The sequence below is a fragment of the Delftia sp. BGA-UO-ETr-SB1 genome, assembly GCF_059567865.1.
This window is the reverse complement of the sequence record NZ_JCAQOW010000006.1, coordinates 274,263-296,204: the sequence shown is the minus strand read 5'-3', so window position 1 is coordinate 296,204 and position 21,942 is coordinate 274,263. Positions and strand designations below refer to the sequence as shown.

Genomic DNA, 21,942 nt, shown 5'->3' with positions numbered 1-21,942 from the left:
AGGAAAAATGCCCAGCAAAGGTGTTCGGGTTTCACGGCAGCAGCCGCAGCCGCCCAAAGTGCGGCGCCGCCCCCTGCAATCGCGCGCGCAGGCCACGTCGCAGGCGCTGCAGGACGCCTTTGTTCGGCTTGTGATCGAGCAGGGCTACGAGCGCACCACGGTGCGCGAGGTGGCCGCCGTGGCCGGCGTGGGCCTGGGCACCTTCTATGAATACTTCGGCAACATGGACACGCTGGCGGCCATGTGCATCCATCGCCAGGTGCAGGCCCTGCACGCCCAGGGGCTGCAGACGCTGCAGGACAGTGCCGGCATGCCGCTGGCCACGCGCGTGGACCGCCTGCTGGACACCCTGGTCGACGGCATTGCGCGCGAGGCGCCGATGTGGGCCGCGCTGTTCATGCTGGAGCGCAAGGTGTCCGCGCCCGAGCCCTTCCGCCGCCACTACCAGGCCTATGTTCAGCTGTGGGGCACGGCATTGCAGGACTGCGATCCGCCGCTGTCCGCGCCGGCCCAGCCCCTGGCACGGCTGCTGCACACGCTGACCTATGGCTGGGTGTCGCAGTCGCTGCTGGCGCTGGGGCCGCAGCAGACGCTGCAGCAGCTGCGCGCGCCGCTGGGCTGGGCCATCCATGCGCTGCTGCGCGAGGCGCAGGCTCCGTCCGCGTAGCGGACCCCGCAGCGGACCCCGGCGGCCTTCAGTGGCGCAGGATCAGACGCGCGGAAAGCGCAGCGTGAAGCGGGCACCGCCCTGCTCGGAGTCGTCGGCCTCCACGCTGCCGCCCTGGGAGACGGTCAGTGCCTTGACGATGGACAGGCCCAGGCCCGAGCCCTCGCGGCGGCGCTTGCCGGGCACCTGGGCAAAGCGCTGGAAGGGGTGGGCGCGCAGCTCGCTGGGCAGGCCGGGACCGGCATCGCTGATGCGCAGCACGGCCCAGGCACGGCCTTCGATATCGGATTCCACCGTCAGCGCCACGCCCAGCCATGCGCCGCTGGCCGCATGGCGGATGGCGTTGCTGACGAGGTTGGAGAGGATCTGGCGCATGCGGTCGGCGTCGGCACGGATGTCGGCCATGCCGATGTCACTGGGCGCGGGCAGGTGCATCTCCAGCTGCATGCCATGCTGCAGGAGCTGGGGGTGCAGGTGGTCCAGCGTCTCGGCCACGAGTTCGGCCAGGTCCAGGCGCTGCTTTTGCAGCGACAGCTGGCCGGCATCGGCCATGGACAGCGTGTGCAGGTCGCCGACCAGCCGGCCCAGGTGCTCGACCTGGAACAGCAGCGTGTTCAGCTCGGTGTCGTCTGCGGCGATGACGCCGTCGCAGATGGCATGCAGGCGCGCCTGCAGCACGGTCAGCGGCGTGCGCAGCTCGTGCGAGATCGAGGCCGCCGTGGCGCGGCGCTCGGCCTCCAGCGTCTCCAGCGAATCGATCATGCGGTTGAAGGCCACCACCATCTCGGCCATCTCGCCATGGGCCTTGCCGGGCAGGGCGCGCGCGCTGAAGTCGCCCAGCTCCACGCGCTTGGCCACCTCGACCATGGACGCCAGGGGCCGCGTCACCAGGCGCGAGACCCAGAAGCCCACGGCCAGCCCGAAGGGCAGGCACACCAGCAGGCCGATGACCAGGGACCATTTCTCGCCGAACAGCAGATCGCCCGTCCAGTACTGGCCGTAGATCTGCATGGCGCGCGGGCTGTCTTCCAGCGACTGGGCGTTGAGTTCGTCCAGCTCGATCTGCACGGCCGGCGGCAGGCTGCTGTAGAAGTCGCGGTACTGGATCTCGGAGAACACCAGCACGCCGATGGCCAGCAGGGCAATGGTGCTGAGCACGGTGGCCGTGATCCACAGGCCGAAGCGCACCCAGATGCGGTTGGGCCTCAGTCCCAGGGCCATAGCCGGTAGCCAATGCCGCGCACGGTCTCGATCAGGCCTTCCTGGCCGGCCAGCTGCAGCTTGCGGCGCAGCTTGGACAGGTGCGAGTCGATGACGCGCTCCAGCGCATCGCTCTCGGGCAGGCAGTGCTCGATCAGGTGGGAGCGCGAGAAGCAGCGCCGGGGCTGGGCCGCCAGGCAGGCCAGCAGGCGGAATTCGGTCAGCGTCAGGGGCAGCGGCAGGGCGCGGCCCTCGTTGTCGTAGACCACGGCGCTGTGCGCCTCGGAGTCGATCTCGATGGGGCCCACGCGGATGGGCGCGGGCGCCGGGTTCTTGCGCGCCTGGGTGCGGCGCAGCACGGCGCGCACGCGGGCCACGACCTCGGGCGGATTGAAGGGCTTGACCACGTAGTCGTCGGCGCCCAGGCGCAGGGCCAGCAGCTTGTCCACATCATCGGCCAGCGCCGTGACCATGATCACGGGCGTCTGGCTGTCATCGCGGATGGCGCGCAGCACGTCGATGCCGTCCATGCCGGGAAGGTGGATGTCCAGCAGCACCAGGTCGGGCCGCAGCAGGCGGAACAGCTGCAGTGCCTCCTGTCCGTCCGAGGCCATGCGCGAACGCAGCCCGTCCCGCTCGAGATAGGCCGTCAGGATGCTGGCGATGGCGGGCTCGTCTTCGACGACGAGCACGAGGGGGGTGGTTGCCGTTGGCTGTGCTGTGGAGTTCATGGGAAAGCTGGCAGGGCCAGGCGCACATTATGGTGCGATGCCCTGCGTGCCGCAGTCCCTCCATATTGGCTCCACGAAGTCTGCAATCGCGCGCAAGGCTGGCGCTGTTCATTTCCTGCGGACCCATCAGCGGCTATTGGTAGCTCATCGTGAAGGTCGCCCTGCCATAGGCCATGCCAGGTGTCACGCTGCTGGCTGTCTGCACCAGGCGCGTGCTCAGCGGAATCTTCAAGCTGTTCTGCCCCTGTGCGACCTGGCCCGCATTCCATTGGTTGGCATTGCCCAGGCTGCCGGAGTCGGGGCCGAAGCTCACGGGCACGTTGTTTCTCAGTACCTGTATGCCGACACCCCGGGCCTTGGAATTTTGGGCCAGCGTCAGCGTGCTCGATCGGTTGGTCGCCTGGGTGGCATCCGTCAGCGTGATGAAGGCGGTCAGGCGTGTATTGGCTTCGCCTCCCGCGCAGGTCAACTCGATGCTGAAGTCCTTGGCTGCCGTGACGGACCCGATTCCCTTGAAATCGGCGAACGGGGCGGGGGCCATGGTCACGTCGATCTTGCCCGTGGACACCCGGCAGGTCGGCGGCCTGGGGCGGCTGCTGACGTTGACGGTGATGCCACTTGAAAAGAATATCGTGGCCAGCAAGTCACGGGCATTGCTGGTCCCTGAGTAGATTCGTGCGAAGCTGCCATTCAGGGAACCGCCAGAGGTGAGTTCTCCGGTTTTCACGAGCTCGAGGGTCATGTTGTTGCTTGGCAGTGAATGGAATATGCCCTGTTTCAGCATGGACCCTGAATAAGGCGCGGCTCTTTCCCATGTGATTTTCATGCCCAGGTTGGGGATGGTGGTGGAATATATTCCACCGCTTTCCGTTCCAATGCCTTCTATGTAATAAAAATCATTGTCGCAAGAGATGTGGTAGCTGCCGGCTCCGGTATTTTGCAAAGCCATTGTCCTGGAATAGACAACGCTGCCAATCGGATAATTTTCATTGACGATGGTGGGGGTGTTGGCTGAACCCGGAAACTGGGCATTCCAGCCCTGTGAGGAACAACGGGCCCAGGATGAAATAGGGGCCATACAAAAAATCAAGAGGAGAGGCGTGGCCAATGCATGACGCAAGATGGCTGTGAAAGACATGCTGTGAACTCCAGCCTGGAAGATATGGATCAATGCCTTGGGACAGGTGGCATAGGGCGCGATATCCGGCCAATGTACTGACCTGCATGCGGCATTGGAATTGGAGCGTTCTGAAAATAAACTCGGAATCATCCGAGTCCGCGGTGATCGGGCGGTCCGCAACTGGCTCTTGCACGGGTTGGGGCAGAGAGGCTCCCGCAAGGCGTCGCGCTCTCCATGTTTCCTCCATAAAGCCTGCAACCTCGCGCAAGCTTGGCCGCGTCCAATGGCTATCCGGGGACATGGTTCCCTGGCCTCGTTTTCCCGGCCCTCCCCTCGATCATCCCCTCCCGCCTGTCCATCCCGTGAACCACGCCGCCGCGAAGCATCGCCTCTCCAGCCTGTGCCTGGGCGCCGCCCTGGCGCTGGCCGGTTGCTCCTCGCCGCCTCCGGCGCAGCTTGACGGCTCGGTGCCCACGCAGTGGACGCAGCCCCTGCCCGCCGCCGCGCCGGGTGCACCTGGCTCGGCCGCGGCGCCCGACCTGCAGGGCTGGTGGAAGGCCTGGGGCGACGAATCCCTGAACACTCTGGTCGAGGAGGCGCTGGCCGCCAACCTCGACCTGTCCCAGGCCCAGTCGCGCCTGCGCCAGCAACGGCTGCTGGCCGGCACGGCCGGCTCGGCCTTCCGGCCCGTGTTCACGGCCGGTGCGCGCACGCTGCAGGACATTGCGGCCATCGACTCGTATTTCCACGCCAGCATCGACGTGAGCTGGGACCTGGGCCTGTTCGGCGCCCGCGAGGCCGGCGAGCGCAATGCCGCCGCCTCCGTGCTTGACGCACGGGGCCGCCTGCAGGCGGCCCGCGTGGCCCTGGTGGCCGATGTGGTCCACCGCTATCTGGACATCCGCATGGCCCAGCGCCAGCGCGCCCTGATCGACGAACAGGCACTGCTGGATGCGCGTGCCCTGCAACTGGCCCAGGTGCGCCAGCAGCAGCGCCTGGGCACGGCAGAGGCCGTGCACCAGCTGCAACTGCAGGCCGGCCAGAGCGCGGCCTTGCGTGCCAGCCTGCGCGAAACCCAGGCCCGCAGCGCCCACATGCTGGCCGCCTTGCTGGGCCGCACGCGGCCCGATGCCCAGTGGCTGCAGGCCGATGCCAAGGCCCCGCTGCCCGGTCCCCAGGCGCTGGGCGTGGCCGTCCTGCCGGCCGACCTGCTGCGCACACGGCCCGACATCCAGGTGGCGCAGGCCGCCGTGGAACGCGCGGCGGCCGAGCAGGGCATTGCGCATGCGGCGCTGTATCCGCGCTTCGTGATCGGCGGCTCGCTGCTGTACTCGTTCAACATCACCCAGAACCTGCGTACCACGCAGGACAACGCACCCACCTTCGGGCCGCAGATCGACATTCCCCTGTTCGACTGGGGCCGCCGCCGCTCCCAGGCCGACGCCAGCGAGCTGGCGCTGCAGGCCGCCATCCAGGCCTACCGCCAGAGCGTGCTCGACGGCGTGGCCGAGGTCGAGTCCGCACTGGCCGCGCTGGACGCCCAGCGCGAGCGCATCGCCGCGCTGCAGTCCACCCAGCAGGTGCTGGCCGAGCGCGAGCGCGTGCAGGACCAGCGCCTGAAGCTGGGCCTGGACAGCGAATTCGGCGGCCTGGCGCCCCGGCGCGCCGCGCTGCAGGCGCGCAGCGAGCAGACCACGGCCCTGGCTGCCCATGCGCTGGCCTACGTGGCGCTGTACAAGGCCCTGGGCGGCGCGCCGCTGCCGGCCGAGGACCAGGACGCTGCCGACAGCGGCATGGCGCCACTGGCTCCGCTCGCACAAGGAGCGCCCTCATGATCGCCCTTGCACGCAAGACGCTGGTGCACGAGTGGCGCCGCTTCATTCCCTCCGTCTTCGCCGTGGGCTTCTCCGGCGTGCTGCTGGCCATGCAGGCCGCGCTGGTGCTGGGCATCTTCGGCTCGGCCGCGCTGTATGTGACGGCTTCCTCGGCCGACCTGTGGATCGGCTACCCTGGCACGCAGAGCGTGAACTTCGGCCGCACCATCGGCCGCGATGTGGACATGCGCCTGCGCATGGACCCCGATGTCGCGGCGGTCGAGCCCTATGTCTGGGTGGACGGCGACTGGCGCTCGGACTCGGCCGACGGCGGCGCGGCGAGCGAGCACGGCGGCGGCGTGTCGGTCTACCTGTCGGGCATTGCCACCGATGACGCCTCCATGCTGTTTTCCCACGTGCTCCAGCCCTGGCAGCGCCAGCGCCTGCGCGAGACCGGCGCCGTGATCGTGGACCGGGCCGACCTGCAGACCCTGGGCACCAGCGAAGGCGGCGTGGCCTGGGTCAACAACCACCGCGTGCAGGTGGTGGCGGCCGTGGACGGCCTGCGTGGCCTGGGCGGCGTGAACGTATTGGCCTCGCTGGCCACGGCCCGCGAGATTGCGGGCGACCCCGGCCAGGGCAGCACCTATTTCGTGGCGCGCGTGCGCCCGGGCGCCTCGGCCAAGGCCGTGAAGCAGCGCCTGAACCAGCCCACACCCAGCTTCGGCCCCTACGAGGCCTGGACGGCCAGGGAATTCGCGCGGCGCTCGCAGCGCTACTGGATGTTCGACACGGGCGCCGGCGCGGGCGTGCTGTTCATGGCCGTCATCGTCTGCCTGGTGGGCTCGGTGGTCACCAGCCAGTCGCTCAAGGCCGTGGTGGCCGCTTCCTCGCGCGAGTACGCCGTGCTCAACGCGCTGGGCGTGAGCCGCGCGGCACTGGGCCGCGTGGTGGTCGAGCAGGCCTGCTGGATCGGCGGCCTGGGCTTTGTGATGGCCGCGCTGGCCAGCGCCGTATTGCTGGCCCTGGCCATGGCCTACCGCGTGCCCGTGGCGCTGAACGCATCGGCCGTGCTGGCCTGCGCCGTGCTGGTGGCCGTGCTGTCCCTGCTGTCGGGCCTGGGCGCCATGCGCAGCCTGCTGCGTGCCGACCCGGCCACGTTGCTGCGCTGAAGACGGCCAGACCCCATGAACGTGATGAATGCCCACTCCCCCGCGCCCACGGCGGCGCCCCGCACGGCCCCCAGCCTGGAGGCCGTGCGCCTGTGCAAGTCCTTTCTGTCGGGCATGGTCAGCGTGCAGGTGCTGCAAGGCCTGTCCGTGTCGCTGTACCCGAGCGAGCTGAGCCTGATCTCCGGGCCCTCGGGCTGCGGCAAGAGCACGCTGCTGTCGCTGATGTCGGGCCTGCAGGCGCCCGACAGCGGCCACGCCATGGCGCTGGGCGAGGACCTGGGCAAGCTGGGCACGCGGGCGCTGGAGAAATTCCGCCTGCGCCACACGGGCTTCGTCTTCCAGGGCTTCAACCTGTTCCCGGCGCTGACGGCCATCGAGCAGGTGCAGCTGCCCCTGGGCTACATGGGCCTGCGCAGCGACGAGGCCCTGCGCCGCGCCCAGCAGGCGCTGGACGAGGTCGGCCTGTCCCACCGCGCCCACATGCGCCCGGCCGAACTGTCGGGCGGCGAAAAGCAGCGCGTGGCCATCGCGCGCGCCATGGCCAAGGCGCCGCAGCTGCTGTTTGCCGACGAACCCACGAGTGCGCTGGATGCCGAAAGCGGCCAGCGCGTCATCGACATCCTGCACCGCGCGGCGCGCAACCATGGCACGACCGTGCTGTGCGTGAGCCATGACCCGCGCCTGGTGCGCCATGCCGACCGCGTGCTCGGCATGGAGGACGGCGCCATCCGCAGCGACTGGCGCCAGACCTCCCCGTTGAAGGAAAAAGAATGAAGTACCCCCTGAGCGGCCTTGCCGCGTCCACTGCCGGTCTGGCTGCGGCGCTGGCCGCCGCCGCGCTGCTGGCGGGCTGCGGTCCTTCGCACGATGCGCCTGCCAATGCCGGCCAGGCCAGCGCCAAGGCGCAGCAAAACGGCCCGGCGGCCGTGGCCGTGGCGCGCGGCAAGATCGAGGTGGAAGGCGGCCTGCTGGACCTGTCGCCCGCCGTGGCCGGCGTGGTGCAGCAGCTGTCCGTCAAGGAAGGCCAGTCCGTGCAGCGCGGCCAGTTGCTGCTGAGGCTGGCCGACGATACGGGCCAGGCCGACCTGGCCGTGGCCGAGTCCGAGGCCCAGCTGGCCAAGGCCCGCCAGAAGGCACGCGCCGCGCGCCTGCCCCAGCTCAAGCAGACCCTGTCGCGCTGGCAGGCCGCAGCGCGCGAGGGCGCCGCCGATGCGCAGAACGTGGACGAGGCCGCGCAGGCGCTGCGCGATGCCCAGGCCGAGATCGACGTGGCCGCGGCCGAGGCCCAGGTGGCACAGCGCAAGCTCGAACAATTGCGCGCCCAGCACAAGCGCCAGGAACTGCGCGCACCCGAGGCCGGCACCGTGGTGCGCCTGGCCACCCACGCGGGCAGCCAGGCCGTGCCCGGCACGCCGGCCGTGGTGCTGCTGCCGCAGCGCCCGCTGCAGGTGCGAGCCGAAATCAACGAAAGCTTCGCCGCCGCCGTGCGCGAAGGCATGCGGGCCACGGTGACGCTGGACGCCGATGGCGCCGCACAGCAGCAGTTGCCCTCGGCACGCGTGCTGCGCATCAGTCCCGTCTATGGCACGGCGCGGCTGCAGGACGACCAGCAGCGCGGGCCGGTGCGTGTCATCGAGTGCGTGCTGGTCTTCGAGCAAGCTCCCGCCGCCGCCGTGCGCGTGGGTCAAAACGTAAGGGTGCAGTTCCATGAATAAGCGCATTCCCCTGTATCTGGACACCGCCGCCCCCGGCTGGATGGTGCAAAGCGACTTCGACGGCACGATCAGCCTGCTGGACGTGACCGACACCCTGCTCAACCGCTTCGGCAAGCCCGGCTGGCAGGAACTGGAAGACGCCTGGGAGCGCGGCGAGATCGGCTCGCGCGAATGCATGAAGGGCCAGGTCGCGCTGCTGGACATGGACGAGGCCGAGCTGCGCGCCCACCTGGACACCATCGAGATCGACCCCGGCTTTGCCGGCTTCGTGGAGGCCGCCCAGGCCCACGGCATGGTGGTGCAGGTGGTCAGCGACGGCATCGACTACGCCATACGCCATGTGCTGGAGCGCCATGGCCTGGGCCATCTGCAGGTCATCGCCAACCGCCTGGTGCAGACCGGCGAGCGTAGCTGGCGCCTGGACTCTCCCTGGGCCAGCGCGCAGTGCGCGCGCGCCAGCGGCAACTGCAAGTGCGAGCGCCTGGCCGAGCAGCAGGCCCTGCACGGCCGCGTGCTCTACGTGGGCGACAGCACCTCGGACTTCTGCGTCTCGGGCCGGGCCGACTTCGTGCTGGCCAAGTACAAGCTCATCGCCCACTGCGAAAGCCGGGGCATCGCCCATGCGCCCTTCGAGCATTTCGAGCAGGCCACGGCCCTGCTCGACAAGGTGGTCCTGGGCCTGGAGGCGCTGGCATGACATACCACCCCCTGAGTCGCTTCGCGCCTTCCCGTTGCACGGCGCCCCCCAAGGGGGACGATACCTTCGGTGCGGGGCGGCGCGGCCGGCCAAGGCCCTTCCTCGGTGTCTCTGGCTTCAGGGCACGCCAGTTTCACGGTCAGAGGGCGACGCGCAGCGTCATGGAAAATTGACATGAATTTGAGTGATGGGCTCTCCTTGGTTCAGCACAGCGAGCAGGCTGCTGCCACGGGGCTGGACAATGTCTGCGTGACCGAGCGTGAATTCGTCATGCCGGGCACGGGCGCTGCCGCGCGCACCGGCGTGCTGCTGGTGCACGGGCTCACGGGCACGCCTGCCGAAATGCGCCTGCTGGCCAAGGGGCTGAACAAGCAGGGCTTCACCGTCTATGCGGTCCAGCTGGCCGGCCATTGCGGCAGCATGGAAGATCTCGTGGACACGCGCTGGACCGACTGGCTGGCCAGCGTGGAGGCCGGGCTGCAGCGACTGTCGCAGCACATGGACCATGTGGTGGTCGGCGGCCTGTCCATGGGCGCCGTGCTCTCCCTGGCCGTGGCCCAGCGCCACCCCGACAAGGTGGACGGCGTCTGCGCCCTGTCCACCACCTTCCGCTACGACGGCTGGAGCATTCCCTTCTACACGCGCCTGGCCTTCCTGCTGCCGCTGTTCCGCGCGCTGGGCATTGGCCGCCACAGCGTGTTCATGGAGCAGCCGCCCTACGGCATCAAGGACGAGGCCCTGCGCGCGCGCGTGGTCGAGCAAATGCATTCGGGCGACAGCGCGGCGGCCGGCCTGCCGGGCAATCCCTGGTGGTCCATCATCGAGCTGCGCCGCCTCTCGGCCCATGTGCTGGCGCGACTGCCCCAGCTGCGCTCGCCCTGCCTGGTCATCCATGCGCGCAACGACGACATCTCGTCGGTGGCCAACGCCCATGACATCGTGCATGGCGCCAGCCAGGCCCATGTCGAGCTGGTGCTGCTGGACAACAGCTACCACATGGTCACCATCGACCGCGACCGCCGCACCGTGATCGCGCGCACCACCGAATTCGTGGCGCGCATCGCCAGCGGTGCCGCCCCCCGCGAGGTGCGGGCTGCGGAGGCCGCACGGCATGGGCAGTGATCTCTCGCCGCTGGTCATCACGCTGTGGGTGCTGAACGTGCTGGTGGACAGCGGGGGCCAGCTGGCCTTCAAGGCCGCCGCCAGCCAGCCCGGTGACCTCGACGGCCTGGCGCGCTGGCGCTTCATGGCCTCCAGGCCCTGGCTGTGGCTGGGCGTGGGCTGCTACGTGGCCGAGTTCGTGCTGTGGCTGGCCTTTCTCTCGCTGGTGCCGCTGTCCGAAGGCGTGCTGCTGGGCTCCATCAACATCGTGGCCATCATGATCGCGGGCCGGCTGCTGTTTGCCGAGAAGCTGGCACCCATGCGCGTGGCAGGCATCGTTCTGGTGTCCATCGGCGTCGCCATCGTGGGCCTCCATTGAAATGAAGCGCTTTTATTTCATCGGCTTTCTGGTGCTCATGGCGTTCGACACGCTGGCCCAGCTGAGCTTCAAGCAGGCCGGCAATGCGGCGCTGCCGCTGGAGTTCTCCACGGCCTGGCTGGCGCGCGTGTTCGGCCAGCCCTGGATCTATGGCGCCTTCGTGGGCTACATCGGCGCCTTTTTCTCGTGGATGACCTTGCTCAAGCGCGCGCCCATCGGCCCGGCCTTTGCGGCATCGCACCTGGAGATTCTTTCCGTGCTGGCGCTGTCGTACTGGCTGTTCGACGAGCGCATAGGCATGCCCCAGATCATCGGCTGCCTGTTCATCGTGGCCGGCATCGCCTGCCTGGCCGTCAGCGAGACGCAGGAGGCCGAGGGGCCCGGCGCAGACGATGACACGCCGGGCCATGCGGGCGGCAACCCGGGCGCGGGTTCGGCCAGCGCGGGCGCCGCGCATCTGGCGGCCTCGGCCGAGCACGGCACGCACCGTGGCTGAACGCGTGCTGCCGCCCACGGCGGGCCTGCCGCTGCGCGCGGCCGACCTGCTGCCCTGGGGCGATGCGGACCTGGCGACGGCGCTGGCGCAATGGCTGGGCGTGCCCGCCGTGCAGCTTGAATGCTCGGGCACCTCGGCGCTGATGGTGGCGCTGCAGACCCTGCGCCGCCTGGCGCCGGGCCGCAGCGAAGTCATCGCACCCGCCTATACCTGCCCGCTGGTGGCCCTGGCCGTGGCGCACTGCGGCCTGCAACTGCGCCTGTGCGATCTGCATGCCGACACGCTGGACATGGACCCCGCGCGCCTGCGCGCCCTGTGCAGCGAACGCACCCTGGCCGTGCTGCCCACGCATCTGTGCGGCCGCGTGGCCGATGTGGCCACGGCCGTGGACTGTGCGCGCGCCGTGGGCGCCTGGGTGGTGGAGGACGCGGCCCAGGCCCTGGGCGCACGCCTGCGCGGCGAGCCCGTGGGCTGGCAGGGCGATGTGGGCTTCTACAGCCTGGCCGTGGGCAAGGGCCTGACCACCTTCGAGGGCGGCGTGCTGCTGGCGCGCGACCCCGCGCTGCGCGAGGCACTGCGCGAGACACATGCGGCCAGCGTGCGCCAGGACCGGGGCTGGGAGTTGCGCCGCAGCCTGGAGCTGCTGGGCTATGCGGCGCTGTACCGCCCCGCCGGGCTGGACCTGGCCTATGGCCGTCCCCTGCGCGATGCGCTGTCGCGCAGCGACTGGGTGCAGGCCGCCGGCGATGATTTCGACGACGCCATTGCCCGCCATGAACTGGGCGCCTGGCGCCGCCGCGTGGGCCGGCGCGCGCTGGCGCGGCTGGCGGATTTCCAGCAGCAACTGCAGCGCCAGGCCCGTGAGCGCGGCGCCTGGCTGTCGGCCATCGATGGGATCGAGGTGGTGGGTGACACCGTGCCGGGTGCGCAAGGCGTCTGGCCCGTGCTGCTGCTGCGCCTGCGCGATGCAGCCACGCGCGATGCGCTGCTGCGCGCGCAATGGGGGCGGGGCTGGGGTTTGTCGCTGCCCTTCGTCCATGTGCTGCCCGACTATGGCCGCTACGACCATGTGCTGGGCCTGGCGCGCCAGGACGTGGTGGACCAGGGGCGCGACTGGGCACGGCGCCTGGTGGCCGTGGGCAACAGCCTGTGGTTCGACGACGCGCGCTTCGAGGCCTTGCTCAGCCTGCTGGAGAGGCCGCACGCCGCGCCTGGCTGACGGCTGCGGCCTGCGTGGCGCCGGGCGGTGGCTCGCGCCCGCGCAGGGCCTGGCTGCGTTCGGCGACATAGTCGCGCGTGAGCGGAACCGCTTCCTGGCGGCGTGCCAGCTGCACCTGGAAAATGGCGATGTCCTGGTAGCGGAAGGCGGCTTCCGACATGGACAGATAGAACTCCCACATGCGGCAAAAGCGCTCGTCGTAGAGCGCGGCAGCCTCGCCGCGGCGCGCCATGAAGCGCTCGCGCCACAGCCGCAGCGTGCGCGCATAGTGCAGGCGCAGCACTTCGATATCGGTGACCACCAGGCCGCTGCGTTCGATGGCCGGCGTGAACTCCGACAGGGAAGGGATGTGGCCGCCCGGGAAGATGTAGCGCTCTATCCAGGGATTGTTGAAGTCGGGCACATCGCTGTTGCCGATGAAGTGCAGCAGCATCACGCCATCGTCGGACAGCAGCTCCCGGCACTGGCGGAAGAAGGCGTCGTGAAAACGCGTGCCCACATGCTCGAACATGCCCACCGAGACGATGCGGTCGAAGGTGCCGCGCGTGTCGCGGTAGTCTTCCAGGCGGTAGCTGAGTCGGTCCGCGCACGGGGACTGGCCGGCACGCTGGCGGGCGCCCGCCAGCTGCTCGCCGGACAGCGTCACGCCCGTCACATGGCCCGCGCCAGCCACCTCGGCCAGGTAGCGCGACAGTCCGCCCCAGCCGCAGCCTATGTCCAGCACGCGGTGGCCGGGCTCCACGAGCAGCTTGGCGGCGATGTGGCGCATCTTGGCCTGCTGGGCCTGCTCCAGGCTTTCGTCGCCATGCTCGAAGTAGGCGCAGGAGTACTGGCGCTCGCCATCCAGAAAGAGCCGATAGAGCCGGTCGTCGAGGTCATAGTGGTGCGCCACGTTGGCGCGCGCCTTGCCGCGGCGGTTGTGCTGCAGCAGCGGGCGCAGCCGCATGCGCCAGGCATCGAGCAGCCGAACGCTGGCCGGCACGGGCAGGTTGCGCGCGTTGCGCAGCACGAGCTCCAGCACGTCGTAGATGCTGCCCCGCTCCACCACCAGGCGCTGCTGCATGAACATCTCGCCAAGGTTCAGGTCCGGGTCGCGCATCAGGGCCCACAGTGCGCGCCTGTCCGTGAAGCGGATGCGAGCCTGCGGCTGGCCGCCGTCGCCGAAGGCGAGCATGCGCCCCCAGGGCAGGCAGATTTCGAGCAATCCCTCGCGCACCAGGGGTGTGAAACTGCGCTGCAGCAGTCTTTCGGTCAGCCGGTCGATCATGGGGTTGCCTCCTGTCTTGCGGTCGGCCGCGGTGCGCGGACGTGGGGTATGCGGGGTGTGGACGGATCCTAGGGGCTGGTGCAGGTCTGGATGTATTCGACCAGCCGTTCGTTGAAGGCATGCTGGCCCAGTTGCCAGGTGGCCAGCGTCTGCGCGTCGATCTGCGTGTCCTGGCCGTCTCCGGCGCTCATCCAGCGCTTCCACCAGGTCGTGTAGCGCCAGGAGGACACATCGCCCGTGATGTCGCTGCCCACGATCTGGCCGGCCAGCGCGCCGATGATGTCCAGGGCCTCGCCTTCCTGCATGCGGCCCTGGTCCCAGTTGGTGCGCACCACCTCGGGCGCAAACACGTCCTTGTCGATGCTCAGGTAGGTGGGCTGGGCCTGCTCGCGCAGCATGCGCGCCAGCGTGCGCGACAGGTCGGCCACGCTGGCAAAGCCGCGAAAGGCGGCATCCACGCCCAGGCGGCGCGCCCAGCCCGTGTCCACGCCCGCGCTCCAGTAGCTCAGGCGGCCGGCGCGCAGCGGCGTGAGGTAGTTCTCCCAGGCGTGCGCGCGGCCGATGTCGCCGGAGGTGATGCCGGCCACATGCACATGCGAGACGGCCGGATGCAGGGCCACGCGCCGCACCCAGGAGCCGCAGTGCACGCCCCAGGGAAAGCGCATGTTGTCGGGGTGGTTGTCCAGCACGACCACGCGCAGCGGCCGGCCTGCGGACAGGGCCTGGGCGGTGATGCAGCGCTCGATCAGCGGCCAGCTCAGGTGGTGGAAGTCGCCACTGCCCATGAGGGCCGTGCCATGCGCGGCGGGCAGTTGCGCGTCGAGCGCCGCGCGGAACTGCGCAAAGCGGCGCAGGCCGCAGCCAAAGCGCACCTGCTCCTGCCAGTCCTGCAGCGGCAGGCGCAGCTCGCCGGGCAAGGTCCCCACCGAGCCATCCACATCCAGCACGACCGGCTGGGCATTCAGTTCTGTTCGCTCCATTGGCGATCGCTTTCGAAGTGGCCGGCAAAGCGCCGGCCCAGTGCGCGCAGCAGCGGATTGCGGATGAAGACCGCATGCTGCGTGAAGGTGAAGCTGGCGCCCAGCTGGGCCTTGACCTCGGGGTCGGTCCAGCCGGCCACGTAGTGGCTCAGGCCGCGTTCGATGGCGTATTCAAGGTTGACCATCCAGCTCACGAAGTAGAGATTGGCCTCGCGCGCGGCCGGGTAGGACAGGCCGATGTACTTGTCGATCAGCTTGCCGCCGTGCTCGAAGCACAGGTTCCAGCCCAGCAGCGCGCCGGGCGTGCCGTCGTCCTGCAGCGCGCGGTACTCGAACACGGTGCCGCCGTTGCCTGCATCGCGCAGCAGGGCCGCGAAGAAATCGCGCGTGAGCCTGTCGAAGTGGATCTCGCTTTGCGCATACACCGCATCGAACAGCGCGTAGTAGGCATCGACGCAGGCGTCATCGGCAAAGGCCGCGCCCGTGGGAATGCGCTGCACGTGCAGCTGCGCGCGGCTCCTGAGCTTGCGGCGCAGGTTCTGGCGGCGGCTCCTGGACAGGCGTGCAAGGTATTCGTCCAGGCTGGAGAAGTCGATGGGTACATGGGCCAGGGCCTGGCCTTCGACCAGGATGAAGCCCGCATCGGCCAGCGCCTGCGCCAGCGCCCGTGCGTGGGCGTTGTCGGCGTCCGGCAGCAGCGGTGAATCCTGGGGCAGGTCCTTGACGATGGTCAGCATGCGCCGGCCTGCGCGCGCACGCAGCGCGGCAGCCTGCTGGGCGGCAGGGATGCCCATGGGCAGCACGGCGTACTCGCTGACCGTGGTGCCCACGAAGTCGGTGGACAGGCGCAGCCGGCGCGACAGCCAGCCGCCACCGGGCAACGACAAAAGACGCGCCTTGAGCGCGTCGTCCGCCGTGGTCAGAAGATCGAAGGGCGCCGTGAAGGCCGGCGCCGGCCAGTCCTGCAGCAGTGCAAAGCCCTCGGGAGGATGGGCCGCGAACTGCGCGAGCAGGCCTGGGGGTTCGAGCTGGTTGTGCAGGCGCTCTGCGGGCATCGCGCCTTCAGGCCGCCTTGGCTTTCGTGAGCAACTGGTCCAGCAGGACCATGGCTTCGTCGATCTCGGGGCGCGAGATCATCAGCGAGGGTGCGAAGGTGATCACGTTCTTGTAGTAGCCGCCCACGTCCAGCACCAGGCCGCGTTTCTGGCCCTGGTATTCCAGGCCGCCTTCGAGGCCGATGTCCACCATCTTGTCCAGCAGCGCCTTGTTGGGCGTGAAGCCGTCTTCGGTGCAGATCTCGGCGCGCAGCGCCAGGCCCAGGCCGTCCACATCGCCGATTTCCTTGTGGCGCTTTTGCAGCTCCTTGAGGCCTTCGAGGAAGTAGGCGCCCGATTCGCGCACCTGGCGGCCGAAGTCCATCTCGTGGGTCATCTTCATGACTTCCAGGCCCAGGGCCGTGCCCAGCGGGTTGGAGGCGAAGGTGGAGTGCGTCGATCCCGGCGGGAAGATGGTGGGGTTGATCAGCTCCTCGCGCGCCCACAGGCCCGACAGGGCGTTGAGGCCGTTGGTCAGCGCCTTGGCAAAGACCAGCACGTCGGGCTTGACGCCGAAGTTCTCCACCGACCACAGCGTGCCGGTGCGCCAGAAGCCCATCTGGATTTCATCGACCACCATCAGCACGCCGTGGTCGTCCAGCACCTTCTTGAGGCCCTTGAAGAAATTGGGCGGCGGCACGACGTAGCCGCCCGTGCCCTGGATGGGTTCCACGTAGAAGGCCGCGTACTCGCACTGGTTGGTCTTGGGGTCCCAGATGGCGTGGTACTCGTTCTCGAACTTGCGCGCGAATTCCCGGACGATGGAGTCCGCATACTCCTCGGACGTCATGCCCTTGGGGCGGCGGAACGGGTAGGGGAAGGGGATGAACTGCGCGCGGTCGCCGAAGTGGCCGTAGCGGCGGCGGTAGCGGTAGCTGGAGGTGATGCTGGAGGCGCCCAGCGTGCGGCCGTGGTAGCCGCCCTCGAAGGCGAACATCAGGCTCTTGCCGCCGCTGGCATTGCGCACGACCTTGAGCGAGTCCTCGATGGCCTGGGCGCCGCCCACGTTGAAGTGCACGCGGCCGGCATGGCCCCACTTGCGCTCCGCATCCTGGGCGATGAACTTGGCCAGTTCGATCTTGGTGGGGTGCAGGTATTGGCTGGCGACCTGGGGCAGGGTCTGCAGCTGCTCGATCATCTTCTGCTCGAGGCGCTTGTTCTTGTAGCCGAAGTTCACGGCCGAATACCACATCTGCAGATCAAGGTAGGGCGTGCCGGCCTCGTCGTACATGTAGCTGCCTTCGCACCCCGAGAAAATCTTGGGCGGGTTGACGTAGTGGACGGTATCCCCGAACGAGCAGTACTTGGCTTCGTCGGCCAGAAGTTGGGCGTTATTGATCACAGCAAAGGGCTCCAGATATTCAGCCGCCGCAGTGTGAGCGGGCAATCTTGCTGCGCTGTCGAGTCTTTGTGTGGGGTTTGTGGAGGAGGCCCGCGCGGAGCCTGGATCGGCCCCTGTGACGTAAATGAGACAAAACAAATGATAATCATTATCAATTGATGGGAGAATCGCGGAAAGCCAGCAGGAACAATCACACACGGGGGGAGCAATGGTCTCGCAAGAGCACTCCGCGGACAGGTCGGCAGCTAGCCAGCAACCCTCTTTCCCCGATTCCCGCCATGGCTGTGTCTTCGCGTTCGTCTTTCCTCTCCCTCTCCCGCAATCCCTCGCGTACGCCGGCATTGCGGCCCAGCCTGCTGGCCGTGGCCGTGCAGGCCGCCGTGATCGGTCTGGCCGTGCCCGGCGCCTGGGCACAGACGCGGACGCAGACGCAGACGCAGACGCATGTGCAGACTGCGGACGATGAGGCCCGGCTGATGGCACAGGCTCCCACCAAGGCGCTGGCCCAGGTCGATGTGGTCGATGCAGCCGAGCCCGTGCAGCGCACGCCCGGCGCCTCCACCACCGTCAGCGGCCCGGCGCTGGAGCAGGCCGGCAGCATGGCCGATGTGGTGCGCTACCAGCCGCTGGTCTCAGCGCCCGGCACGGCCTCGGGCACCAGCCGCAACCGCAGCAGCTTCGACCGTTCGGGCACCACGGGCTACAACATCCGCGGCATCGAGGGCAATCGCATCGGCATGGATGTGGACGGCGTCGAGATGCCCGACGCCACCACGCGCCCCTATGTGAGCCGTGTCGGCGCCAACACCTTCGGCGTGGGCCGCGACTTCATCGACCCCGAGATGTTCTCGGCCGTGGACATCCTCTCCGGCACCACCACGGCGCGGCGCGCGGCCGGTGGCATCGGCGGCTCGGTGGGCTTTCGCACCAAGTCCGCCGAGGACTACCTGGTGGGCGGCAAGACCTCCTACCTGGGCGGCAAGATCGGCCACGACACGGCCGACCGCTCCTGGAACGAGAGCTTCACGGCCGCTGGCCGCTCGGGCGACCTCGACGGCCTGATCGCCTACTCGCGCCGCGACGGCCACGAGACGCGCAACCACAGCGCCATCGTCAACAGCTATCCCGACGACTGGAACTCCAACGCGCTGCTGCTCAAGGGCGGCCTGCGCATCAACCCGGCCCACCGCCTGGTGCTGTCGGCCGACCTGTACCGCCGCAAGAACGACACCTCCTTCCACGGCTGGGACACCACCAACACCAGCATCACCGAAAGCTCGCGCCAGAACAGCGACACCAGTCGCAACACGCTGCAGCTGCAGCACCTGTGGACACCGGCCGGCGCCTGGGTGGACCAGCTGGACACGCGGCTGTACTTCCAGAACACGGACACCAACGACGTCACCGACACCACCACGCTGGCCACGGGCGCCAAGGTGCACAACGTCTCCGGCAATGAGACGCGCACCTGGGGTTTCTCGAGCACGGGCGACAAGCGCATCGACCGCCACCGCCTGAGCTTTGGCGTCAATGCCTCGACCCAGGACACGGAGCGCCCCTGGGCCGTGTCCGGCAACATGAAGCCCCAGCCCGACACCACCACCCGCCGCTACGGCGCCTTCCTGCAGGACGAGATCAGCTTCCAGGCCGGTGGCCGCCGCCTGGCGCTGATTCCCGCGCTGCGCGTGGACCGCGTGGAGATCAAGACACGCGACCTGGACAACTTCGTCTCGGGCGTGCTCACGCCCGCCGATGTCCAGAAGCTCTACGGCGGCACGCGTGGCAACACCATCCTCAGCCCCAGCCTGGCCCTGGTCTATGACCTCACGCCCACGTTCAGCGCCTATGCCCAGTTCAAGCGCAGCGGGCGCGCGCCCTCTGCCGGCGAGATCTTCGGCTCGTGGAACATGGCCAGCAACTACAACACCGGCAACCAGTACGCGCTGGTCGGCAACCCCAACCTGAAGGAGGAAAGCAGCAATGCCTTCGACTTCGGCCTGAAGGGTTCGCCCACGCCGGGCGTGACCTTCAACAGCTCGGTCTTCTATACCAGGTACTCCGACTTCATCGCCTACACGCGCTACCTGCGCGCGGGCCGTCCCGACCTGTTCGTCAACGTGCCCGCCCACATCGGCACCATCTACCAGGCCGAGAACCGCGACAGCGCAAAGATCTACGGCTTCGAGGCCAGCGCGCGCCTGGACCACGGCCAGTGGATGCCCGCCGCCAGGGGCCTGTACTCCACCTGGGCGCTGGGCATCAGCCGCGGCACCTCCAAGTCCTACTACGCAGGCGACAAGGATGTGCCGCTGGACAGCGTGCTGCCGCGCAAGGCCATCGTCGGCGTGGGCTATGACGCACCGGCCCGGCAATGGGGCCTGAACCTGACCGGCACCTTCGTCGCGGGCAAGCAGGCCGTGGCCACCAACCGCGACAGCTACCAGAACGCGGGCACCGGCCTGACGGACTCGACCACCGAGCTGTTCCGCGTGCCCGGCTATGCCATCTTCGACCTGGCCGGCTACTGGCAGGTCGCAAAGAACGTGCGCCTGAACGCCGGCATCTACAACCTGGGCGACAAGCGCTACTGGGACTATTCCAGCACCCGCAGCCTGCAGCCCGGCGTGGCGCGCGACCGCCGCGACATCGAGCTGCTGAGCAACCCGGGCCGCACCTTCGCCGTGTCCATGAACGTTGCGTTCTGAGCACCCTACGCACCATGCCATTGCATCCACGCCACCTTCACTTGCCGCGTGGCGCGGATCCGAGGAGTTTCTCCAGGGGCCGGCCGGCCTTCCCTACAGCGGCGGTGTCGGCCGGAAAGCCTCCACCACCATCGCAGCCGCCGCTGTATCTGCCTACTTCAGGAGTCGTTTCATGATCGAGTTCTCTCTGTCCCACCGCATGCTGGCCGCTGCCGGCCTGGCGGCCCTGCTCACCGCCTGCGCATCGCCCACGGCACCGTCCGCCAGCGGCCCGGCCCAGCCTGCGGGCGGGCATGGCCAGTCTGCCTTCATGGGCAGCTACGACGCCAACCGTGATGGCGTGGTCACGCGCCAGGAGTACGACACCGTGCGCAAGCAGCGCTTCCTGGCCGGCGACACCAATGGCGACGGCTGGCTCAGCGAGAAGGAGTACGTGGACGAGTTCGAGGCCCGCCTCAAGCAGCAGTACGCGGGCCGCCAGCCCGACGAGCGCTATGCCCAGTCCATGAAGCAGGCCCATGTGCGCTTCGGCATCGTGGACAGGAACCGCGACGGCAAATACACCGTGGAAGAAGACATGGCCATCGCCGAACGCAGCTTCAAGGAAGCCGACGTCAATGCCGATGGCGTCGTGGACAAGAACGACGTCAAGAAGCCCTGAGCGGACATGGCCAAAACCCCATCCAAGCGATTGGCCTGGTGGCTGCCGCTGCTGTCGGCCGTGTGCATCTCCGCCCAGGCCCACACGCCCTACCTGCTGCCCACCAGCTTCGAGGCTTCGCCCCGGGCCGTCATCAGCGTGGACGCCAGCTTCGCCGACAAGTTCTTCATCCCCGAAGTGGCTTTTGGCGAAACGCGCTTCACCGTGACGGCGCCCGACGGCTCGGTCACGCCCGTGGCCGATGTGCGCCAGTTCAAGACCCGCACCGTGGCCGAGCACCAACTGCCCGACGAGAAGGGCACCTACCGCGTGAGCACCGGCCAGCGCCTGGGCGCCGTCTTCCGTTCGTGGGAGCGCAACGGCAAGGTGGAGACCGCGCGTGATCCCGCCACGCCCACGCCGGCCGATGCCAAGCTGCTGAGCCACTACCAGTCGCTGTCGGTCTCCGAGACCTACATCACGGTGGGCAAGCCCAGCCGGGCCGCGCTCGCGCCCTCAGGCAAGGGCCTGGAGATCGTGCCCGTCACGCATCCTGCCGACCTGTTCGCGGGCGAGAAGTTCGACTTCACCGTGCAATACGACGGCAAGCCGCTGGCCGCGCAGAAGGTGGAAATCTTCCGCTCGGCCATGGACCTGGCCAGCCAGCACAGCGTGGACGCGCTGACCACCGATGGCGAGGGCCGCATCTCCTACGCCCTGCCCAAGTCCGGCATCTACCTGGCCCTGGTGCGCTACCGCGCCGACGCCCCCGCCGGCGCCGCCGCGCCGCAGTACGGCAACAACTACACGCTGACCTTCAGGGTGCTGGCGCAGTGATGAAGAGAGCCCGCTGATGCGGGCTCTTCTTTTTGCTGGATGCAAGCATGGAGAAATTTATATCTGAACGGATATAATTCATGACGAACCAACGCAAACTGCTGTACTGGGAAGGCTCATCGAAGAAGGACTTCAAGGACTTCCCCATCGGCGTTCAGAAGGATATGGGCGTGGCGCTGTTCGTTGTCCAGTTGGGCGGCATGCCGAACTCGGCCAAGCCGTGGAAAGGGCTGGGCCCAGGCGTATATGAGTTGGTCGAAGACCACAGGGGAGACGCTTTCCGTGCCGTCTACAGTGTCCGTATCGGCGACGCCGTCCATGTGCTCCATGCGTTTCAGAAAAAATCAAAATCCGGCATTGCCACGCCGCAGCCCGACGTGGATCTGATCGAGAAGCGTTTGAAGTCCGTACTGGCCCGCTATGGAGCGGGCGGGAGAACATGATGCATCGCCAGGATTCTTCGCAGGGAACAGCCAATGTGCTGGTCGATCTGGGCTTCGAGGACGCACAGGAACTGTCGGCCAAAACCGTGCTGGCCATGAAGCTCAACGAGCTGATGGACAAGCGCGGGCTCAGTCAGACCGAGGCTGCAGGCATCACGGGCATGACGCAGCCCAAGATTTCCCAGGTCCGGCGCTACAAGCTGCAGAACATCTCTCTGGAGCGCCTGATGCAGGCGCTGGTGTCGCTGGACCAGCAGGTCGAGATCGTCGTGCGGCCTGCACGCCGTGCGCACGCAGCCGGCATCACGGTGGCGCCCTGAAGC

At 68.4% G+C, this 21,942-nt stretch carries 22 protein-coding genes; 15 read left to right on the top strand and 7 right to left on the bottom strand.

Annotated elements, in window-relative coordinates:
- Window positions 1–7 precede the first annotated feature (7 nt).
- Entirely contained in the window at window positions 8–667 is a 660-nt protein-coding gene (locus AC57B5_RS20175; RefSeq protein WP_496400214.1) for a TetR/AcrR family transcriptional regulator, read from the top strand.
- A gap of 42 nt (window positions 668–709) precedes the next feature.
- Here the strand turns inward: AC57B5_RS20175 and AC57B5_RS20170 are convergent, their stop codons facing one another.
- The 3 genes from AC57B5_RS20170 to AC57B5_RS20160 all read right to left on the bottom strand — a co-directional run bounded on the left by AC57B5_RS20170 (window position 710) and on the right by AC57B5_RS20160 (window position 3,736).
- A complete protein-coding gene (locus AC57B5_RS20170; RefSeq protein ID WP_012202061.1) occupies window positions 710–1,888 on the bottom strand; it encodes a sensor histidine kinase in 1,179 nt (392 codons plus the stop codon).
- On the bottom strand, window positions 1,873–2,598 hold the full coding sequence (locus AC57B5_RS20165) for a response regulator (RefSeq protein ID WP_013800025.1): 726 nt from the start codon (window positions 2,596–2,598) through the stop codon (window positions 1,873–1,875). The genes AC57B5_RS20170 and AC57B5_RS20165 overlap by 16 nt, the downstream gene beginning before the upstream one ends.
- Window positions 2,599–2,731: 133 nt before the next feature.
- Window positions 2,732–3,736, bottom strand: a complete 1,005-nt coding sequence (locus tag AC57B5_RS20160; protein ID WP_099752923.1) for a fimbrial protein — start codon at window positions 3,734–3,736, stop codon at window positions 2,732–2,734.
- A 344-nt stretch (window positions 3,737–4,080) separates the two neighbouring features.
- On the opposite strand from AC57B5_RS20160, the gene AC57B5_RS20155 reads away from it, so the two are divergent.
- The 9 genes from AC57B5_RS20155 to AC57B5_RS20115 all read left to right on the top strand — a co-directional run bounded on the left by AC57B5_RS20155 (window position 4,081) and on the right by AC57B5_RS20115 (window position 12,311).
- On the top strand, window positions 4,081–5,553 hold the full coding sequence (locus AC57B5_RS20155) for an efflux transporter outer membrane subunit (RefSeq protein WP_496400213.1): 1,473 nt from the start codon (window positions 4,081–4,083) through the stop codon (window positions 5,551–5,553).
- Window positions 5,550–6,704 (top strand): ABC transporter permease, encoded by a 1,155-nt coding sequence (locus AC57B5_RS20150; protein WP_496400212.1) that lies wholly within the window; start codon window positions 5,550–5,552, stop codon window positions 6,702–6,704. Before AC57B5_RS20155 ends, AC57B5_RS20150 begins: the two co-directional genes overlap by 4 nt.
- 15 nt (window positions 6,705–6,719) lie before the next feature.
- The gene (locus tag AC57B5_RS20145; protein WP_013800028.1) at window positions 6,720–7,478 is read left to right on the top strand and encodes an ABC transporter ATP-binding protein; all 759 of its coding nucleotides are present in this window, start codon (window positions 6,720–6,722) and stop codon (window positions 7,476–7,478) included.
- The gene (locus AC57B5_RS20140; RefSeq protein ID WP_034397595.1) at window positions 7,475–8,419 is read left to right on the top strand and encodes an HlyD family secretion protein; all 945 of its coding nucleotides are present in this window, start codon (window positions 7,475–7,477) and stop codon (window positions 8,417–8,419) included. Before AC57B5_RS20145 ends, AC57B5_RS20140 begins: the two co-directional genes overlap by 4 nt.
- Complete coding sequence (locus AC57B5_RS20135) at window positions 8,412–9,116, top strand: MtnX-like HAD-IB family phosphatase (RefSeq protein ID WP_199958774.1); 705 nt, start codon at window positions 8,412–8,414, stop codon at window positions 9,114–9,116. Before AC57B5_RS20140 ends, AC57B5_RS20135 begins: the two co-directional genes overlap by 8 nt.
- A gap of 174 nt (window positions 9,117–9,290) precedes the next feature.
- On the top strand, window positions 9,291–10,238 hold the full coding sequence (locus AC57B5_RS20130) for an alpha/beta hydrolase (RefSeq protein ID WP_496400211.1): 948 nt from the start codon (window positions 9,291–9,293) through the stop codon (window positions 10,236–10,238).
- On the top strand, window positions 10,228–10,596 hold the full coding sequence (locus AC57B5_RS20125) for a DMT family transporter (protein WP_012202070.1): 369 nt from the start codon (window positions 10,228–10,230) through the stop codon (window positions 10,594–10,596). Before AC57B5_RS20130 ends, AC57B5_RS20125 begins: the two co-directional genes overlap by 11 nt.
- Before the next feature lies 1 nt (window position 10,597).
- On the top strand, window positions 10,598–11,092 hold the full coding sequence (locus AC57B5_RS20120; RefSeq protein WP_012202071.1) for a DMT family transporter: 495 nt from the start codon (window positions 10,598–10,600) through the stop codon (window positions 11,090–11,092).
- On the top strand, window positions 11,085–12,311 hold the full coding sequence (locus AC57B5_RS20115; protein ID WP_496400210.1) for a DegT/DnrJ/EryC1/StrS family aminotransferase: 1,227 nt from the start codon (window positions 11,085–11,087) through the stop codon (window positions 12,309–12,311). Before AC57B5_RS20120 ends, AC57B5_RS20115 begins: the two co-directional genes overlap by 8 nt.
- Here the strand turns inward: AC57B5_RS20115 and AC57B5_RS20110 are convergent.
- From AC57B5_RS20110 to AC57B5_RS20095, 4 genes are all read right to left on the bottom strand, one after another.
- Window positions 12,274–13,578 carry a class I SAM-dependent methyltransferase gene (locus AC57B5_RS20110; RefSeq protein ID WP_496400209.1) on the bottom strand — a complete coding sequence of 435 codons (1,305 nt, stop codon included), beginning with the start codon at window positions 13,576–13,578 and terminating at the stop codon, window positions 12,274–12,276. The two genes, AC57B5_RS20115 and AC57B5_RS20110, sit on opposite strands and share 38 nt — an antisense overlap.
- A gap of 68 nt (window positions 13,579–13,646) precedes the next feature.
- Window positions 13,647–14,558, bottom strand: coding sequence for an arginase family protein (locus tag AC57B5_RS20105; protein WP_013800035.1), 912 nt, complete (start codon window positions 14,556–14,558; stop codon window positions 13,647–13,649).
- Window positions 14,540–15,613 (bottom strand): GNAT family N-acetyltransferase, encoded by a 1,074-nt coding sequence (locus AC57B5_RS20100; protein WP_486640924.1) that lies wholly within the window; start codon window positions 15,611–15,613, stop codon window positions 14,540–14,542. Before AC57B5_RS20100 ends, AC57B5_RS20105 begins: the two co-directional genes overlap by 19 nt.
- 7 nt (window positions 15,614–15,620) lie before the next feature.
- A complete protein-coding gene (locus tag AC57B5_RS20095) occupies window positions 15,621–16,994 on the bottom strand; it encodes an aspartate aminotransferase family protein (protein ID WP_034397609.1) in 1,374 nt (457 codons plus the stop codon).
- Window positions 16,995–17,272: 278 nt separating this feature from the next.
- Between AC57B5_RS20095 and AC57B5_RS20090 the strand changes: the two genes are divergently transcribed.
- From AC57B5_RS20090 to AC57B5_RS20070, 5 genes are all read left to right on the top strand, one after another.
- Window positions 17,273–19,699, top strand: a complete 2,427-nt coding sequence (locus tag AC57B5_RS20090) for a TonB-dependent hemoglobin/transferrin/lactoferrin family receptor (protein WP_496400208.1) — start codon at window positions 17,273–17,275, stop codon at window positions 19,697–19,699.
- Between the two features lie 172 nt (window positions 19,700–19,871).
- A complete protein-coding gene (locus AC57B5_RS20085) occupies window positions 19,872–20,360 on the top strand; it encodes an EF-hand domain-containing protein (protein WP_012202078.1) in 489 nt (162 codons plus the stop codon).
- Window positions 20,361–20,366: 6 nt separating this feature from the next.
- The gene (locus AC57B5_RS20080) at window positions 20,367–21,176 is read left to right on the top strand and encodes a DUF4198 domain-containing protein (RefSeq protein WP_496400207.1); all 810 of its coding nucleotides are present in this window, start codon (window positions 20,367–20,369) and stop codon (window positions 21,174–21,176) included.
- Window positions 21,177–21,256: 80 nt separating this feature from the next.
- Entirely contained in the window at window positions 21,257–21,619 is a 363-nt protein-coding gene (locus tag AC57B5_RS20075) for a type II toxin-antitoxin system RelE/ParE family toxin (protein WP_065344914.1), read from the top strand.
- The gene (locus AC57B5_RS20070; RefSeq protein WP_016452227.1) at window positions 21,619–21,939 is read left to right on the top strand and encodes a helix-turn-helix domain-containing protein; all 321 of its coding nucleotides are present in this window, start codon (window positions 21,619–21,621) and stop codon (window positions 21,937–21,939) included. Before AC57B5_RS20075 ends, AC57B5_RS20070 begins: the two co-directional genes overlap by 1 nt.
- Window positions 21,940–21,942: the final 3 nt, after the last annotated feature.